Source organism: Microbacterium bovistercoris (assembly GCF_003387575.1).
Taxonomy (GTDB): Bacteria; Actinomycetota; Actinomycetes; order Actinomycetales; family Microbacteriaceae; genus Microbacterium; species Microbacterium bovistercoris.
Genome location: NZ_QUAB01000046.1, coordinates 301,700 through 318,167 on the forward strand (window position 1 = coordinate 301,700; position 16,468 = coordinate 318,167).

General features: G+C 70.2%; 17 protein-coding genes and 1 rRNA gene. 1 reads left to right on the forward strand and 17 read right to left on the reverse strand.

Annotated features, from left to right (window positions below):
- Positions 1-2: 2 nt before the first annotated feature.
- The 16 genes from der to DY023_RS18090 form a co-directional block, all read right to left on the reverse strand.
- Positions 3-1,475 (reverse strand): ribosome biogenesis GTPase Der, encoded by a 1,473-nt coding sequence (gene der / locus DY023_RS14745; protein WP_116243119.1) that lies wholly within the window; start codon positions 1,473-1,475, stop codon positions 3-5.
- Positions 1,476-1,536: 61 nt separating this feature from the next.
- Positions 1,537-2,238, reverse strand: coding sequence for a (d)CMP kinase (gene cmk / locus DY023_RS14750; RefSeq protein WP_116243080.1), 702 nt, complete (start codon positions 2,236-2,238; stop codon positions 1,537-1,539).
- Positions 2,231-3,349, reverse strand: a complete 1,119-nt coding sequence (locus DY023_RS14755) for a prephenate dehydrogenase (protein WP_116243081.1) — start codon at positions 3,347-3,349, stop codon at positions 2,231-2,233. The genes cmk and DY023_RS14755 overlap by 8 nt, the downstream gene beginning before the upstream one ends.
- The gene (locus DY023_RS14760; RefSeq protein ID WP_116243082.1) at positions 3,346-4,143 is read right to left on the reverse strand and encodes a pseudouridine synthase; all 798 of its coding nucleotides are present in this window, start codon (positions 4,141-4,143) and stop codon (positions 3,346-3,348) included. Before DY023_RS14760 ends, DY023_RS14755 begins: the two co-directional genes overlap by 4 nt.
- On the reverse strand, positions 4,140-4,751 hold the full coding sequence (gene scpB / locus DY023_RS14765; RefSeq protein ID WP_116243083.1) for an SMC-Scp complex subunit ScpB: 612 nt from the start codon (positions 4,749-4,751) through the stop codon (positions 4,140-4,142). The genes DY023_RS14760 and scpB overlap by 4 nt, the downstream gene beginning before the upstream one ends.
- Positions 4,741-5,565 (reverse strand): segregation and condensation protein A, encoded by an 825-nt coding sequence (locus DY023_RS14770; RefSeq protein ID WP_425453466.1) that lies wholly within the window; start codon positions 5,563-5,565, stop codon positions 4,741-4,743. Before DY023_RS14770 ends, scpB begins: the two co-directional genes overlap by 11 nt.
- Positions 5,549-6,382: a ParA family protein gene (locus DY023_RS14775; protein ID WP_116243120.1), complete on the reverse strand. Its 834-nt coding sequence runs from the start codon at positions 6,380-6,382 to the stop codon at positions 5,549-5,551. The genes DY023_RS14770 and DY023_RS14775 overlap by 17 nt, the downstream gene beginning before the upstream one ends.
- A gap of 128 nt (positions 6,383-6,510) precedes the next feature.
- Complete coding sequence (xerD, locus tag DY023_RS14780) at positions 6,511-7,413, reverse strand: site-specific tyrosine recombinase XerD (RefSeq protein WP_116243085.1); 903 nt, start codon at positions 7,411-7,413, stop codon at positions 6,511-6,513.
- 2 nt (positions 7,414-7,415) lie between these two features.
- Positions 7,416-8,078 (reverse strand): NUDIX domain-containing protein, encoded by a 663-nt coding sequence (locus DY023_RS14785; protein WP_116243086.1) that lies wholly within the window; start codon positions 8,076-8,078, stop codon positions 7,416-7,418.
- On the reverse strand, positions 8,065-9,762 hold the full coding sequence (locus DY023_RS14790) for a CTP synthase (protein WP_116243087.1): 1,698 nt from the start codon (positions 9,760-9,762) through the stop codon (positions 8,065-8,067). Before DY023_RS14790 ends, DY023_RS14785 begins: the two co-directional genes overlap by 14 nt.
- A gap of 17 nt (positions 9,763-9,779) precedes the next feature.
- Complete coding sequence (gene recN / locus DY023_RS14795) at positions 9,780-11,468, reverse strand: DNA repair protein RecN (RefSeq protein ID WP_116243088.1); 1,689 nt, start codon at positions 11,466-11,468, stop codon at positions 9,780-9,782.
- Positions 11,465-12,373: an NAD kinase gene (locus DY023_RS14800; protein ID WP_116243089.1), complete on the reverse strand. Its 909-nt coding sequence runs from the start codon at positions 12,371-12,373 to the stop codon at positions 11,465-11,467. The genes recN and DY023_RS14800 overlap by 4 nt, the downstream gene beginning before the upstream one ends.
- Positions 12,370-13,164 carry a TlyA family RNA methyltransferase gene (locus DY023_RS14805; protein WP_116243090.1) on the reverse strand — a complete coding sequence of 265 codons (795 nt, stop codon included), beginning with the start codon at positions 13,162-13,164 and terminating at the stop codon, positions 12,370-12,372. Before DY023_RS14805 ends, DY023_RS14800 begins: the two co-directional genes overlap by 4 nt.
- Complete coding sequence (locus DY023_RS14810) at positions 13,161-13,352, reverse strand: hypothetical protein (RefSeq protein WP_116243091.1); 192 nt, start codon at positions 13,350-13,352, stop codon at positions 13,161-13,163. Before DY023_RS14810 ends, DY023_RS14805 begins: the two co-directional genes overlap by 4 nt.
- 59 nt (positions 13,353-13,411) lie before the next feature.
- The gene (locus DY023_RS14815) at positions 13,412-14,452 is read right to left on the reverse strand and encodes an HAD-IIA family hydrolase (RefSeq protein WP_116243092.1); all 1,041 of its coding nucleotides are present in this window, start codon (positions 14,450-14,452) and stop codon (positions 13,412-13,414) included.
- The gene (locus DY023_RS18090) at positions 14,452-15,321 is read right to left on the reverse strand and encodes a hypothetical protein (RefSeq protein ID WP_245958726.1); all 870 of its coding nucleotides are present in this window, start codon (positions 15,319-15,321) and stop codon (positions 14,452-14,454) included. Before DY023_RS18090 ends, DY023_RS14815 begins: the two co-directional genes overlap by 1 nt.
- Here DY023_RS18090 and DY023_RS14825 point away from each other — a divergent pair.
- Positions 15,292-16,143, forward strand: coding sequence for a hypothetical protein (locus DY023_RS14825; protein ID WP_147303313.1), 852 nt, complete (start codon positions 15,292-15,294; stop codon positions 16,141-16,143). The two genes, DY023_RS18090 and DY023_RS14825, sit on opposite strands and share 30 nt — an antisense overlap.
- 232 nt (positions 16,144-16,375) lie before the next feature.
- Here the strand turns inward: DY023_RS14825 and rrf are convergent.
- Positions 16,376-16,468 (reverse strand): 5S ribosomal RNA (rrf, locus tag DY023_RS14830); the annotation flags it as partial.

The window sequence follows — 16,468 nt, forward strand, 5'->3', positions numbered from 1 at the left end:
GACTACCTCTGGCGCCGCTCCCTGACCCGCATGTTGATCACGATCGGCGTGCCCTCGAACTCGTACAGCTCACGCAGGCGGCGCTGGATGAACCGGCGGTAGCCCGCGTCGAGGAATCCGGTCGTGAACAGCACGAATGTCGGCGGGCGCGTGGACGCCTGGGTGCCGAACAGGATGCGGGGCTGCTTGCCGCCTCGCAGCGGGTGCGGGTGCGCGGCGACGAGCTCGGTGATGAAGGCGTTGAACTTGCCGGTGGGGATGCGGCGGTCCCAGTTCTCGAGTGCCAGCTCGAGCGCCGGCACGAGCTTGTCGAAGTGGCGTCCGGTCTTCGCCGAGATGTTCACGCGCGGCGCCCACGCGACGTGCGCGAGGTCCTGCTCGATCTCCCGCTCCAGGTACCGGCGACGGTCGATGTTCTCCATGTCGTCGTCGAAGAGGCGGTCCCACTTGTTGAAAGCGAGCACCAGAGCGCGGCCCGACTCGAGCACCATGTCGATGATGTTCAGGTCCTGCACGCTGATCGGCTGGCTCACATCGAGGACGACCACGGCGACCTCGGCCTTCTCCAGCGCCGCCGAGGTGCGCAGCGAGGCGTAGAAGTCCGCGCCCTGCTGCAGGTGCACACGGCGGCGGATGCCGGCGGTGTCGACCAGGCGCCAGAGCTTGCCGCCCAGCTCGACGATCTCGTCCACCGGGTCACGCGTGGTGCCGGCGAGGTCGTTGACGACCACGCGCTCCTCGCCCGCGGCTTTGTTCAGCAGCGAGGACTTGCCCACGTTCGGGCGGCCGAGGATGGCCACGCGGCGCGGTCCGCCGATCTCGGCCTTGGCGACCGCCGACACGTCGGGCAGCTTCTCCATGATCGCGTCGAGCAGGTCGGCCACACCGCGGCCGTGGATCGCGGAGACCGGGTGCGGCTCGCCGAGACCGAGGTTCCACAGCGCGGCGGCCTCCGGCTCCTGGCGTGCGTCGTCGATCTTGTTCGCGACGAGGAACACCGGCTTGCCGCTCTTGCGCAGCAGACGGACGACGTGCTCGTCGGTCGACGTGGCGCCGACCATCGCGTCGACGACGAACAGCACCACGTCGGAGAGGTCGATCGCGACCTCGGCCTGCGCGGCGACCGAACGGTCGATGCCCTTGGCATCCGGCTCCCAGCCGCCGGTGTCGACCAGCGTGAAGCGGCGGTCGAGCCACTCGGCCTTGTACGTGACGCGGTCGCGGGTGACACCGGGGGTGTCCTCGACGACGGCCTCGCGGCGGCCGAGGATGCGGTTCACGAGCGCGGACTTGCCGACGTTCGGCCGACCGACGATCGCGACGACCGGCAGGGCCGGCAGAAACTCGATGCCGTCCTCGCCGAGCGTGACGCCCGCGAGCAGCGCGTCGTCCTCGTCCTCCAGCTCGTAGTCCGACAGCGAGGCGCGCAGCACCTCGGCACGCTGGTCGGCGAGCTCCTCGTCCAGCGCGGCCATCTTCTCGGCCAGCTGGTCGGGCGCGCCCTCGTACTCCGCCTGCCCTGAATCGTTCGTCGGGTCAGCCATTTCGTTCTCCTAGCCGTTCGCCGATCACCGCGAGAACGGCGTCGACGGTCTGCTGATAGTCCAGGTCGGTGGAGTCGACGACGTCCACCCCGGGTGCGGCGGTGAGGAAGTCCACCACCGCGCTGTCGCTGCGGTCGCGCTTGTGCAGCGCCTCCGCGACAGCGGCGGCGTTCTCGCCGCCGAGCTCTGCGGCGCGCCGGGCGGCGCGCACTTCCGGTGCCGCGGTCAGCAGGATGCGCACCGGCGCATCCGGTGCCACCACGGTCGTGATGTCGCGTCCCTCGACGACGACGGCCGGGTACGGCGCCTCGGCGACCAGGCGCCGGAACACCTCGTTCACCTGCACGCGCACCGCCGGCACGCGCGCGACGCCGCTCACGGCCGCGGACACGCGGGGGTCGCGGATCGCGTCGGTCACGTCGACGTCGCCGACCGCCACGCGACGGTCGTCGGCATCGAGTCCCTGCTGCAGCGGGAAGTCGGACGCCGCCGCCAGGACGGCCTGCTCGTCCGCGGTGTCCGCACCGCGCTCGAGCACGTACCAGGCCAGCGCGCGGTAGGCGGCGCCGGTGTCGAGGTAGCCGTAGCCCTGCCGCCGGGCGATCTCCTTCGAGACGCTCGACTTGCCCGAACCCGCGGGCCCGTCGATCGCGATGAACTTCGCGGCATCCGTCGTAGAGGTGATGTCAGTCATTCGTGCTCCCTGCGATCCGCCATCCGCGTGACTCCAGTCCTTCGATCGCCCCGCGCAGCGCGGCGGGTGCGACGCTGATCTCGGCGAGGCCGAACTGCGCTCCCGGCGAGTGCTCCAGGCGCAGGTCCTCGACGTTGACCTCCAGCTCGCCGAGCTCGCCGAACAGGCGACCCAGCTGGCCCGGGGTGTCGTCGACCATGACGACGAGCTGCTCGAACCGGCGGTTCTGACCGTGCTTGCCCGGCAGCCGCTCGACGCCCTCGTTGCCGTGCCGGATGGCGTCCGCCACCGTGCGCCGCGAGCCGGGGGCATCCGGGTCGCGCAGCGCGGCCGACACCTCGCGCAGATCCTCGGCGAGGGCGTCCAGGATGTCGACCACCGGCGCCGCATTCGCCCCGAGGATCTGCACCCACAGCTCAGGAGCGGATGCCGCGATGCGGGTCGTGTCGCGCACGCCGGGGCCGGCCAGGCGCAGCGCGCCCTCCTCTGCGTCGGCGAGGCGAGCAGCCAGCAGGCTGGCCACGACCTGCGGCACGTGCGAGGTCAGCGCGACCGAGCGGTCGTGCTCCTCGGGGGTCATCTCGAGCGGCATCGCCCCGACGTCGAGCGCGAGCGCCTCGACGAGCGACAGGTCGGCCGCGCGCGTCTCCTCGTCGCGGCACACCACCCAGGGGCGCCCGATGAACAGGTCGGCGCGCGCCGAGATCGCTCCCCCGCGCTCCCGACCGGCGAGCGGGTGAGAGCCGATGTAGCGGGTCAGGTCGACGCCACGGTCGCGCAGAGCGCGGTAGGGCTCGAGCTTCACACTCGCGACATCTGTCACCACGGCATCCGGGAAGCGCGCCAGCTCGGACTCGATCACGTCGGCCGTGACATCAGGCGGCACGGCGACGACGATCAGCGCAGGATGGTCATCGACGGATGCGGCGCGTCCCGCGCCGTAGTCGATCGCGAGGCGCAGCTGCGCGGGCGAGGCATCCGCCAGCACGACGTCGACGCCCTTCGCGCGCAGGGCGTGGCCGATACTGGCACCGAGCAGTCCGGAGCCGACGATGCGCACGGTGCCCGAGACGCGCGACTGCGTCGCGGCACCATGGCCTGGTTCGGTCACTGCTTCTCCTGCACGTCTCCCGGCGCCTGATCGGCAGGGGTCTCCTCGCGCGACAGAGTCAAAAGCGCGCCGAGTTCGATTTTAGTCAGTTCACGGCTCTTCCCGGCAGGGAGCGTTCCCAGGTGCAGCGGGCCGAACTGCCGGCGAACCAGATCGACGACCGGATGCCCCACCTCGGCCATCATCCGGCGGACGATGCGGTTGCGACCGGAGTGCAGGGTCAGCTCGACGATGCTGTGCCCGGCACCGCCACCCCGCGACGTGTCGAGCAGCCGCGCCTTGTCGGCCTTGATGAACCCGTCCTCCAGGTCGAAACCCTTCGTCAGCTTGGCGATTGTCTGAGGTGTGACGACGCCCTGCACCTTGGCGATGTAGACCTTCGTCACCCCGAACGACGGGTGCGCGAGCACGTGCGCCAGCTCGCCGTCGTTGGTCAGGACGAGCAGTCCGCTGGTCTCGGCATCCAGCCGTCCGACGTTGTACAGCCGCTCGTCGTAGTCCTTCGTGAAGCGCCGCAGATCGGGGCGCCCCTTCTCGTCCTTCATAGAGCTCACGACGCCGGTGGGCTTGTTCAGCATCACGTAGCGCTTGGAGACGTCGAGCTGCACCGCGGTGCCGTCCACGTCGATCAAGTCGTGCTCGGGGTCGATGCGCGTGCCGAGCTCGGTGACCGTACGCCCGTTCACCCGGATACGGCCCTCCACGATGTACTGCTCGATCACGCGCCGCGAGGCGACGCCCGCATTCGCGAGAGCCTTCTGCAGGCGGACGCCCTCGGGTGCTTCGTCAGTCATGAACCAATTCCTTCGTCGAATCCGTCTGCACCGTCGTCGAGCAGCGGCGAGATCGGCGGCAGCTCGTCGAGCGAGTTGATGCCGAGGTGCTGCAGCAGCTGGTCGGTGGTGCCGTAGTTGATGGCGCCGGTCTCGGAGTCGGCGAACATCTCGGTGATGAGCCCGCGGGCCAGCAGGGTGCGGACCACCGAGTCGACGTTCACCGCGCGGATGGACGCCACCTGGCCGCGCGTGACCGGCTGCTTGTACGCGATCACGGCGAGTGTCTCGAGCGCTGCCTGTGACAGCCGCGCCGGGGCCTGACCGCCGACGAACTCCGCGACGAGGTCGTCGTGGTCTTCGCGGACGTACATCCGCCAGCCGCCTCCCACCTCGCGCAGCTCGAACCCGCGCCGGGGACCTGCTCCCCGGCCGTCGTAGTCGTCCACGAGGGTCTCGAGCGCCTGCCGTACAGCCGGCACGGGCGACCCGACTGCAGCCGCCAGCGCGACCAGTCCGATCGGCTCGTCGATGATCAGCAGGATCGCCTCGAGCCGCTCGGTGAGCGGGGTCTCGAGGACCGTCTCCGCGTCGATCACGTCATCGGTCCCGCGCACTTCATCGGTCATAGTCGGCTCCCAACGTCGCCAGCATCTCGTCGGACCAGCTCTCGGCGGACCAGCGCAGCGTCAGCTCACCCAGCGGCTCCAGCTGCTCGAAGGACAGCGCGGCATGCCGATACAGCTCCAGCACCGAGATGAACCGTGCGACCACGACCCCCGGCTCGGTGCTGCCTGCGACCAGCTCGCGGAACGTCAGCGACGGCGCCGCGCGCAGCAGGGTCACGACGATGGCCGCCTGCTCGCGGATGCTGACCAGCGGCGCGTGCAGGTGATCGAGGCCCACAGAGGGGATCTCCTTCGGCGCGAAGGCCAGCACCGCGAGCGCGGCGAAGTCGTCGGCGCTGAGCGTCCACACCAGTTCGGGTGTCTTCTTCCGGTGCTTCTCCTCGATCGGCACCGCCCGCACATGCCGCCGCTCCTCGCGCTGCAGACAGCGGGAGAACCACGCCGAGACCTCCTTGAAGGCCCGGTACTGCAGCAGCCGCGCGAAGAGCAGGTCGCGTGCTTCGAGCAGCGCCACCGACTCGGCATCCACCAGTTCGCCCTGCGGCAGCAGGCCGGCCACCTTCATGTCGAGCAGAGTCGCCGCGACGACGAGGAACTCGGATGCCTGATCCAGTTCGTCGTCGCCGTCGAGATCCTTCAGGTACGAGATGAACTCGTCGGTGACCTTGCTCAGCGACACCTCGGTGATGTCCAGCTGGTGCTGCGAGATCAGGTTCAGCAGCAGGTCGAAGGGTCCGTCGAAGTTGGACAGCGAGACCCGGAAGCCGGATGCCTCGGCATCCTGATTCTGGGTGTCCTCAGGCGACGGCACCACGGGACACAAGCTCCCGCGCCAGTCGCAGGTACGCCTGGGCGGCGGGATGCTCGGGCGCGAACTCGGTGATGGGGACGCCCGACACCGATGCATCGGGGAACTTCACGGTGCGGCCGATCACGGTCTCGAGCACGTCGTCGCCGAACGCCTCGACGACCCTCTCCAGCACCTCGCGGGAGTGCAGCGTGCGCGGGTCGTACATGGTGGCGAGCACGCCGTCGAGCTTGATCGCCGGGTTCAGCCGGTCGCGTACCTTGTCGATCGTCTCGATGAGCAGGGCGACGCCGCGCAGCGCGAAGAACTCGCACTCCAGCGGGATGAGCACGCCGTGCGCCGCCGTGAGCGCGTTCACTGTCAGCAGGCCCAGCGACGGCTGGCAGTCGATGAGGATGACGTCGTACTCCCCGGCGACCTGACGGAGCACGCGGGACAGGATGGTCTCGCGCGCGACCTCGTTGACCAGGTGCACCTCGGCGGCGGAGAGGTCGATGTTCGCCGGCAGCACGTCGAGGTTCGAGGTCGCGGACTGCACGATCACATCGTGCGCATCACGCTTGGGATCCAGCAGCAGGTCGTAGATCGTGGGGATGTCGTGGGTGGGGATGCCGAGGCCCGCCGACAGCGCGCCCTGAGGGTCGAAGTCGACCGCGAGCACCCTGCGCCCGTACTCGGCCAGCGCCGCCGCGAGGTTGATGGACGTCGTGGTCTTGCCCACTCCGCCCTTCTGGTTGCACAGCGCGATGATGCGCGCCGGACCGTGCGAGGAGAGCGGTGCGGGGATGTCGAACCCGTGATAGGGACGACCGGTCGGTCCCATCGGGATGTCGTCCTTGGTCTTCTTCGCCACCGGTTCTCCTGCTCCTCGTGCTCGGTCGATTGTATCGATACGGCTCCCCTGGCTCATCCCGGCGCGCCCAGGTCGGCGCTCACCGCCCACGGCGACGGTCAGCGCGCTCGCGGGTGCGAGGTCGCATAGACGTCGCGCAGGGTGTCCACCGAGACATGCGTGTAGATCTGCGTCGTCGCCACCGACGCGTGACCGAGCAGCTCCTGCACGACGCGCACGTCGGCGCCGCCCTGCAGCAGGTGGGTGGCGAAGGAGTGCCGCAGGGTGTGCGGCGAGACCTCGGCGGTGATCTGCGCTCGCTCCGCGGCGGCGCGGATGATCAGCCAGGCGCTCTGCCGCGACAGCGGTGCGCCGCGCGCGCCGAGGAACAGACGAGCGGATGCCCGGCCCTTGGCCGCCAGGTCAGGGCGGACCCTGGTGAGATAGGCGTCGACGGCCGCACGCGCATAGGAGCCGAGCGGCACGATCCGCTCCTTGTCGCCCTTGCCCCGAAGGCGCAGCACATCGCCGTGCGACAGGTCGTCGACGTCGAGCGCGACGGCCTCCGAGATGCGGGCTCCGGTGGCGTACAGCAGTTCGAGCAGCGCCCGATCGCGGAGGCCGAGCGGCTCGTCCGCGCTCGGAGCGTCCAGCAGCCGCTCCACCTGGTCGATGGTGAGCGCCTTGGGCAGCCGGCGCGGCATCTTCGGCGGGCGGATCCGGCCGGTGGGGTCATCCGGTTCGATCTCCTCTCTGGCGAGGAAGCGGTGCCAGCTGCGCACCGACGACTGCAGCCTGGCCAGGCTGGTCGCCGCCGGCGGTGGCACGGCGCCGGCCCGGTCGGCGACGAACGCCTGAACCACGGCAGGGGTGATCTCGGCGGTGTCGCCGATCCCCTGCTCTCCCAGCCATTCCCGGTAGCCCGCGAGATCGCGGCGGTAGGCCGCGATCGAGTGCTCCGACAGGCCGCGCTCGATCGTCACGTGCCGCAGGTACGCGTCGATCGCCCGGTCGAGCTGCACGGCTACTGCCCGGCGGGTTCCTGCCGGCGCAGCATCCGCTCGGCCGCGAGCACGCCGATCTGCAGGATGCCGTTGTGCATCCGTCCGGCGAGCACCGCGTTCGCGGCATCCGACAGCGGAACCCAGGCGAGACGGATGTCGGCCTCCTCGTCCTCGCGATCATGCGCGGCCGCCGCGTGCTCGACCCCGGTGGCGAGATACACGTGGATCATCTCGTCGTTGCCGCCCGGCGTCGTCCAGGACGACACGAGGTGCTGCCAGTGCTGAGCCGTGAGGTCGGCCTCCTCGGCGAGCTCCCGCTGCGCGGCGGCGAGAGGCTCTTCGCCCGCGACGTCCAGCAGGCCTGCGGGCAGCTCCCAGTCGCGATGCCGGATCGGGTGCCGGTACTGCTGGATCAGCAGCACCCGGTCTTCGTCGTCGAGCGCGACGACGGCCACGGCGCCCGGATGCGCGACGTACTGCCGCACGATCTCACCGTCGCCGTAGCGCACCCGGTCGGAGCGCACGTCCCAGACGCGCCCCTCGTACACGAGGTCGCTCTGCAGCACCTCGGGCGCGAAGGGCTCGTCGGTCAGCCCTGCGTCTTGCCCCGCGGATCCTGAGCGAGCGAAGCGAGACGAAGGGCGCTCAGGAACCGGACGGGAGGTCGGATCAGGTGTCGTCATCGCCGAACAGCTCGCTCGAGCGGTGGCGCTCGATGGCCGCACCGACCAGGCCGCGGAACAGCGGATGCGGTGAGGTCGGGCGCGAGCGCAGCTCGGGGTGCGCCTGGGTGGCGATGTAGAACGGGTGCACGTCGCGGGGCAACTCCACGTACTCGACGAGGTCGAGTTCGGGGTTCAGCCCCGAGAAGACGAGTCCCGCCTCGGAGAGACGCGAACGGTAGGCGTTGTTGACCTCGTAGCGGTGGCGGTGGCGCTCGGAAGCGACCTCGGATCCGTACAGCTCGCGGGCCAGTGACCCTTCGGCCAGCGCGGCCTTGTACAGGCCGAGGCGCATGGTGCCGCCCAGGTCGCCGCCGTCGAGGATCTCGACCTGCTCGGCCATCGTGGCGATGACGGGCTCGGCGGTCTCGGGGTCGAACTCGCTCGAGGAAGCACCGGCGATGCCTGCCACGTCACGGGCGTATTCGATGACCATGCACTGCAGGCCCAGGCACAGGCCGAGCGTCGGGATGCCCTGCTCACGGGCGAACTTCAGCGCGCCCAGCTTGCCCTCGATGCCGCGGATGCCGAAGCCGCCGGGGATGCAGATGGCGTCCAGTTCGGAGAGCTGCGCCTTGGCACCCTCGGGCGTCTCGCACAGGTCGGAGGGGATCCAGCGGATGTTGACCTTGGCCTCGTGGGCGAAGCCGCCGGCCTTGATCGCCTCGGTCACCGAGAGGTACGCGTCGGGCAGATCGATGTACTTGCCGACGAGCCCGACGGTGACCTCGTGCTTGGGGTTGTGCACGGCGTGCAGCACCCGGTTCCAGCGGGTCCAGTCGACGTCGGCGGCCTTGTCGGCCAGGCCGAGGCGGCGCACGATGTACGAGTCGAGTCCCTGCTCGTTCAGCGTGGACGGGATGTCGTAGATGCTCGGCAGGTCGACGGTGTTCACGACACCCTCGGCATCCACATCGCACATCAGCGCGATCTTGGCGAGGTTGCTCTCGCTCACCGGGCGGTCGCTGCGCAGCACCAGCGCGTCAGGCTGGATGCCGACCTGCCGGAGGGCCGCGACGGAGTGCTGCGTCGGCTTCGTCTTCTGCTCGCCGGAAGCGCCCATGAACGGCACGAGCGAGACGTGCACGAAGAAGACGTTGTCACGGCTGAGCTCGTGGCGCAGCTGACGAGCCGCCTCGAGGAACGGCTGCGACTCGATGTCGCCGACCGTGCCACCGACCTCGGTGATGATGACGTCGGGCTGCGGCTGCTCGGTGGCCTGCAGGCGCATACGACGCTTGATCTCGTCGGTGATGTGCGGGATGACCTGCACGGTGTCGCCGAGGTACTCTCCGCGGCGCTCACGGGCGATCACCTGCGAGTAGATCTGCCCGGTGGTCACGTTCGCGGCCTGCGACAGGTTGGTGTCGAGGAACCGCTCGTAGTGGCCGATGTCGAGGTCGGTCTCGGCGCCGTCGTCGGTGACGAAGACCTCGCCGTGCTGGAACGGATTCATCGTGCCAGGGTCGACGTTGAGGTAGGGGTCGAGCTTCTGCATCACCACGCGCAGGCCCCGCGCCGTGAGGAGATTCCCCAGGCTTGCGGCGGTGAGTCCCTTGCCCAATGAAGAAACGACACCGCCCGTCACGAAGATCTGCTTCGTCGTGAAAGTGGTGTCGTCGGACCGCGCGGCTGAGTTCTGCATCACGGGCTTTTATCCTATCAGTTCGGTGCGGTGCTCAGACCGAGAAGTTCCCGAGCGTGAGTGAGGGCGGCGTCGGAGTCGGGCAGCCCGGACAGCAGCCTGGCCATCTCGGCCTCGCGCTCCCCGCCGTCGAGGCGGCGGACGCTGGAGGCCGTGACAGCGCCGCCGGACGCCTTCACGACCGTGAGGTGGTTCGTCGCGAACGCGGCGACCTGCGCGAGGTGCGTGACCGCGATCACCTGGGCCCGCTCGGCGAGCCGAGCCAGGCGGCGACCGACCTCGATCGCGGCGGCGCCGCCGATACCGGCATCCACTTCGTCGAAGACGAACGTCGGCACCGGGTCCACCCCGGCGATGACAACCTCGATCGCGAGCATGACGCGGGACAGCTCGCCGCCCGAGGCGCCCTTCGAGACCGGACGCGGCTCGGCGCCCGGATGCGGGGCGAGCAGGATCGCCACGTCGTCACGGCCATGCGTGCTCTCGGCACCCGGCGCGACCTCGACGACCAGGCGGGCGTCGGGCATGGCGAGCGCGTGCAGCTCCTCGCTGACCGCGGCGGACAGCCGCTCCGCCGCGGCGGTGCGCAGACCGGTCAGTGCGTCGGCGGCAGCATCCACGTCGGCGCGCGCCTGCGCGGCCTCGGCCTGCAGCCGTTCGATCCGGTCGCCGTCGTCGTCGAGTTCGGCGAGCCGCGCCGAACCGCTCCCCCACAGCGCGAGCGCCTCGTCGAGCGATCCGTGCTGGCGGATGAGGGCGCTGAGCGCGGCACGGCGCTCCTCGACGGCGGCGAGCTCGTGCGGACCGGTCTCGTCGAGATCCGCGAGGTACTCGGACAGCTGCAGCGCGAGATCCGCGGCCCGATAGCCGAGATCCTCGAGCGCCGTGCCGATCTCGGCGAGCCGCGGGTCGGATACGCGCTCGAGTGCTCGCCTCGCCTCGGAGATCAGCGCCGAGACATCCGGTTCGCCCTCCTCGCTCGAGATCGCCCCGCGCGCGACGGACGCTGCGATCCTGAGCTCTTCGGCGTTCGCGAGGCGCTCGGCGCGTTCGCTCAGCTCACGGTCCTCGCCGGGCTGCGGGTCGAGCGCTTCGATCTGGGCGAGATCCTCGCGCAGCCGGGCGGCTTCATCGGCGCGGCGGTCGCGGTTCTCGGTGAGGTCCGTGATCTCGGCGTCCAACGCCCGCCAGCGCGCGTACACGGCACTGTAGGTGCCCAGTGCGTCAGAGATCGCGTCGCCTCCGAAGCGGTCAAGGGCGTCACGCTGCGCGGCCGCTGAGCGCAGTCGCAGCTGGTCCGACTGACCGTGCACGACGACGAGTTCCTCGGCCAGGGACGACAGCACCCCGGCCGGGGCGGCCCGGCCGCCGACGCTGGCACGGCTGCGGCCCTCGGCGCTCAGGCTGCGCGACACGTACAGTTCTGCGGCATCCCCCGCGGGCTCGAGCTCTCCCCCGGCATCGGCGACGATGTCGGCGACCGAGCCGTCCGGCGGCACGATCCAGACGCCGGCGACGGACGCCTGCGACGCGCCGGCGCGCACGGCGCCGGAGTCGGCCCTCGCGCCGAGCAGCAGCCCCAGTCCGGTGACGACCATGGTCTTGCCTGCGCCGGTCTCACCGGTGATCGCGGTGAAGCCCGGACCGAGCGGCAGCACGGCGTCGTCGATCACGCCGAGCCCACGGATGCGCATCTCCTCGATCATCGGCTGCCTCCCCGCCACCCGGCGACCGGCAGCTGGAACTTGCGCACCAGGCGGTCGGTGAACGGGATCGGATGCAGGCGCGCGAGGCGCACCGGCCGGGAGGACCGGCGCACCACGACGCGCGCGCCCGGGGGCAGTTCGTGAGAGCGCCGGCCGTCGCACCAGAGGATGCCGGTACCCGAGGTCGACTCGAGCATCTCGATCGCCACCGATGCCTGAGGGCTGACGACGAGCGGGCGTGCGAACAGGGCGTGCGCGGAGAGCGGGACGACGGCGATCGCCTCCACGCCCGGCCAGATCACCGGACCTCCGGCGGAGAAGTTGTAGGCCGTCGATCCCGTCGGCGTGGACACCACCATGCCGTCGCATCCGTAACTCGTCAGCGGGCGGCCGTCGATCTCGACGACGACTTCGATCATCCGCTCGCGGCTGGCCTTCTCGACGGTCGCCTCGTTCAGCGCCCAGGTGTCGTACACGACCTTGCCCGCCACATCCTTCACGCGGACCGACAGCGCGAGGCGCTCCTCGACCTGGTAGTCGCGGTCGATCACGCGGCGCACGGCGTCATCCATGTCGTCGCGTTCGATCTCGGCGAGGAACCCGACATGGCCCATGTTGATCCCGAGCACAGGGGCACCGGCGTCGCGCACCAGTTCGGCGGCACGCAGGATGGTCCCGTCGCCACCGAGCACGATGGCGAGTTCGACATCGCTCACGTCGACATCGGCACCGACCGTGGCCACCTCTGAGAACCTCGTGTCCACGGCGGTGAGCTCCCCGTGGTCCTCCGCGGCGAGGACGGGCCGGGCGCCGGCGTCGCGCAGCGCCTCGATCACGCGCATCGCGGCGGCGACGGTGTCCTCGCGGTGCGCGTGAGCGACGACCAGGATGTTCCGCTCGTTCATCGTCCTCCTGCCAGTTCCGCGATGCGCTTCGTCCATTGTGTCGGATCATCGCCACCTGCGCCGAGGTGGGCGAGGTACTCCGCATTCCCGTGCGTGCCGAGGATCGGCGAGGGCAGGATGCCGCGAATGCCGAGCCCGGCGTCCCAGGCGTCCCAGGCCGTCCGCTCCACCGCATCGACCCTGGTCGTCGGGTCGGTGACCAGCCCGCCGCGGACGGCGGTGCGGCCCACCTCGAACTGCGGCTTGATGAGCAGCACGATGTCGGCTCCGGGCGCGGCGACTGCGGCGACGGACGGGAGCACGTGCTCGAGCGAGATGAAGGAGAGGTCTCCGGAGATGAGGTCGGGGGCGTCGGACTCACCCGTCGCCTCGGCGAGGTTCTGCGGGGTCATGTACCGCACGTTGTAGCCCTCCACGGACGTGACGCCGGGATCGGCGGCGACGGACGGGGCGAGCTGCCCGTGCCCGACATCCACGGCGAGCACTCGGCGTGCGCCGCGCTCGCGCAGCACCTGCGTGAACCCACCCGTCGACGCGCCCATGTCGAGCGCGAGACGCCCCTGGACGGGGATGCCGAAGCCGTCCAGCGCAGCGATGAGCTTGTGAGCACCGCGGCTGACGTAGTCGTCGGCGCCGTCGACAGTGAGTTCGGCCTCGTCCGGAACGGGGGTCGAGGCCTTCACGACGGGGCGCCCGTCGATCCGCACTCTGCCCTCACTGATGAGCGTGGCTGCGTGCGAGCGCGAACGCGCCAGTCCTCGTGCGGCCAGCGCCGCGTCGAGGCGCGTCACCGTTCCCCGGCGGGGTTCGGCCGCTGGTCGGTCTTCGGTGCGCTGTCGAGTCGCTTCATGAGCTCGCTGTGCAGGCCCGAGTACGCTTCGGCGCGATCGGCGAGCGGCTGGCCCTCGATCAGTCGCAGCCTGCTCCAGAGCGCGTCGGCCGGTTCGTCTGACCGGTGATGCTCGGCGGGATCGTGCATAGCCCCACCCTAACGTGGGGTGCGGACGACGAACCGGCGGCGCTCGGAAGTGTGGACAGTCAGGGACGGTGGAACGGATCCGCGTAGAGGCGCTCCGGCACCTCGAACACGTAGATCGCCGCACCGCTGCCCCAGATCGCGGCTGCGCCGGCGCGCAGCAGGTCGATCTGCCGCTCGCCTTCCGCGAGGATCTCGACGTTCGCCCCCACCACGCGCACGGCGGCACCGTTCACGTGGAAGGCGCCGTCCTTCTGCACGGTCTGCGGGTACGGCTCGTGCAGCTCACGCAGGTCGCTGAGGATGTAGGTCGGCCGGGATCCCTCAGGGGCGGCGAGAACGTGCTTGGGACGGTCGATGCCGGTCAGCACGAGCGCCGAGTCGATTCCGGCACGGTTCGCGCCGAGGATGTCGGTGTCGAGCCGGTCGCCGAGGAACAGCGCGTTGCTCGCGCCGAACCGCGCCAGCGCCTCTTCGAAGATCGGCGTCTCGGGCTTGCCTGCGACGGTCGACAGGCGGCCGATCGCCGTGTGCACCGCCGAGACGAGCGTGCCGTTGCCCGGTGCGACGCCGCGCTCGCGCGGGATCGTCCAGTCGGTGTTCGTCGAGATCCACGGGATGCCGCCCTCGTCCTCGGGGACCTTCAGCGCGAAGGCCGCCTCAGCGAGATCGGTCCAGGCGACCTCGGGCGCGAAGCCCTGCACGACGGCGCTCGGCGCGTCTTCGGCACTGCGGGTCACCGTGTAGCCGGCCTTCTCGGCCTCGACGACGAGTCCTTCTCCGCCGACGATGAGGATCGTCGCCGGTGGCGGCACCATCGTGGTGAGCAGTCGCATCGCCGCCTGGGGGCTCGTGACGACGTCGTCCTGGCGGACGTCGAGGCCCAGCTCGCGCAGGTGCCCCGCGACGCTCGCGTCGGTGCGCGAAGCGTTGTTCGTGATGTACCCGAGGCGGATGCCGGCCGCTGCGCGGTTCAGACTGTCGACGGCGTGCGGGAGCGGCCCGGGACCGGCGTACACGACGCCGTCGAGGTCGGCCAGCACGGCGTCACGGCCGTCGAGGGGGGTTGCGGGAGCGGGAGCGGTTCTGCGGAAAAGGCCCATCAGGCCTTGCCCTCATCAGTGGACTCGGGCTCGTCGATCCCCGCCTCCACGAGGATCTCCGCGACCTCGGCGGCGACGTCGTCGGCCTTGGGCTCAGGGGCGTCAGCGACGTCGTCTGCTGAGCCGTCGGCGTCGGCTTCGGCGGCGGGCTCGCCGGCGGCGTCGTCGATCTCGCCTTCGACCTCGTCGACCTCATCGGCCGCGTCATCGACGTCGACCACGGCGTCGTCGAGCTCGCCCGCGGCATCCTCGTCGTACTCGTCGTCGAAGTCCTCGATCAGGCCATCCTCGACGATGATCTCGTCGTGCTCCGCGGATGCGGCGAGGAGCGCGTCGGCGGCGGTCTCGGCGCGCTCGGCCCAGAACTCGGCCTCATCGGTGCGTCCGAGGTCCTCGAGCACAGCGGCGCGCGCCGCGAACAGTGCGGGGCTCCACTCGAAGGCGCGGTCGGGGTCGAGCTCGGGGATCTCCAGCTCGCCGAGGGCGAGTTCGAGCTCGCCACGGTCCATGCGGGCACCGGACATCGCGATGGCGAGAGCCACGCGCACCTCGGTCGGCAGAGCGGAGCGGTCGACTCCGCGTCCTTCCTCCAGGGCGCGATCGGGACGGCCGACGCCGCGCTCGCTGTCGACGATCAGCGCGATCTGGTCCTCACGGCCCGAGATGCGGCGATAAGTGCGCAGTTCGCGGAGGGCCAGGGCGAAGTCGCCGATGGCATAGGCCGTGATCGCCACGGACTCGCGCACGACCGGAATACGGCCGGCGCGACGCGATGCGGCGAGGGCGTGCTCATGGGCGAGCTGCGGGTCCTCGTCGATCAGGCGAGCCGACATCGCCAGGTGGCGGGCGACCCGCTCGGCGTTCTCCATGCTGAGCGTCTTCAGCTCGTTGCGCGCTGCCGGGTGCAGGTCCCGCGGTGTGATGTCATCGGGAAGCTGTGGCTCCGGAACGCGCTCACGCACCGGTGCGTACGGGTTGTACTCGCGCTCGGCACCCCCGCGCTGCGGAGTGTGCGAGCGACGGTCGCCGCCCCGGTCGTCGCGGCGACGGTCATCACGCTGCGGGCGGTCGTTGCGGTAGGGGCGGTCACCGCCGCGGGAATCGTCCCGCTTGTACGGGCGGTCTCCCTGCGGACGATCATTCCGGTACGGGCGATCGCCACCCTGGCTGCGGTCGTTCCGATAGGGGCGGTCACCGCCCCGGGAGTCATCCCGCTTGTACGGACGGTCACCCTGGCTGCGATCGTTCCGATAGGGGCGGTCACCGCCCCGGGAGTCATCCCGCTTGTACGGACGATCGCCCTGCGGACGATCACTGCGGTAAGGACGATCGCCCTGCGGACGATCGTTCCGATAAGGGCGGTCCCCACCACGGGAATCATCGCGCTTGTACGGACGAGCGCCACTCTGACTTCGGTCGTTACGGTACGGGCGGTCGCCACTCCGGGAATCGTCACGCTTGTACGAACGGTCACCCTGCGGACGATCGTTCCGGTACGGACGATCGCCACCACGCGAGTCGTCACGCTTGTACGGACGGTCGCCCTGCGCACGATCGTTGCTGCGGTAGGGCCGATCCCCCGAGCCGTTGCGGTCGTTCCGGTGCGGACGGTCACCACCACGAGAATCGTCACGCTTGTACGGGCGGTCGCCGCCCTGCGAGCGGTCCCCGCGGTAGGCACGATCACCTGAGCCGCCGCGGTCGTCACGACGTCCGCTGTTGCGGTCGTATCCGCCGGAGCGAGGTGCACGGCCGGCGGCGTCGGAGTACGAGCGCTTCTTGCCGTTCGAGGAGCCTGAGCCAGAGCGCGATGAATCCCCGCCCTCGCGACGATTCTGCTGATCTTCTGACATTCTGACTCCCTATGAGCTTGTTAACGCAAGATGGCCACCCAACAAGGGGTGGCCATCTTACCTAAGAGGAGTTCGGCGGTGTCCTACTCTCCCACAGGGTCCCCCCTGCAGTACCATCGGCGCTGTGAGGCTTAGCTTCCGGGTTCGGAATGTGACCGGGCGT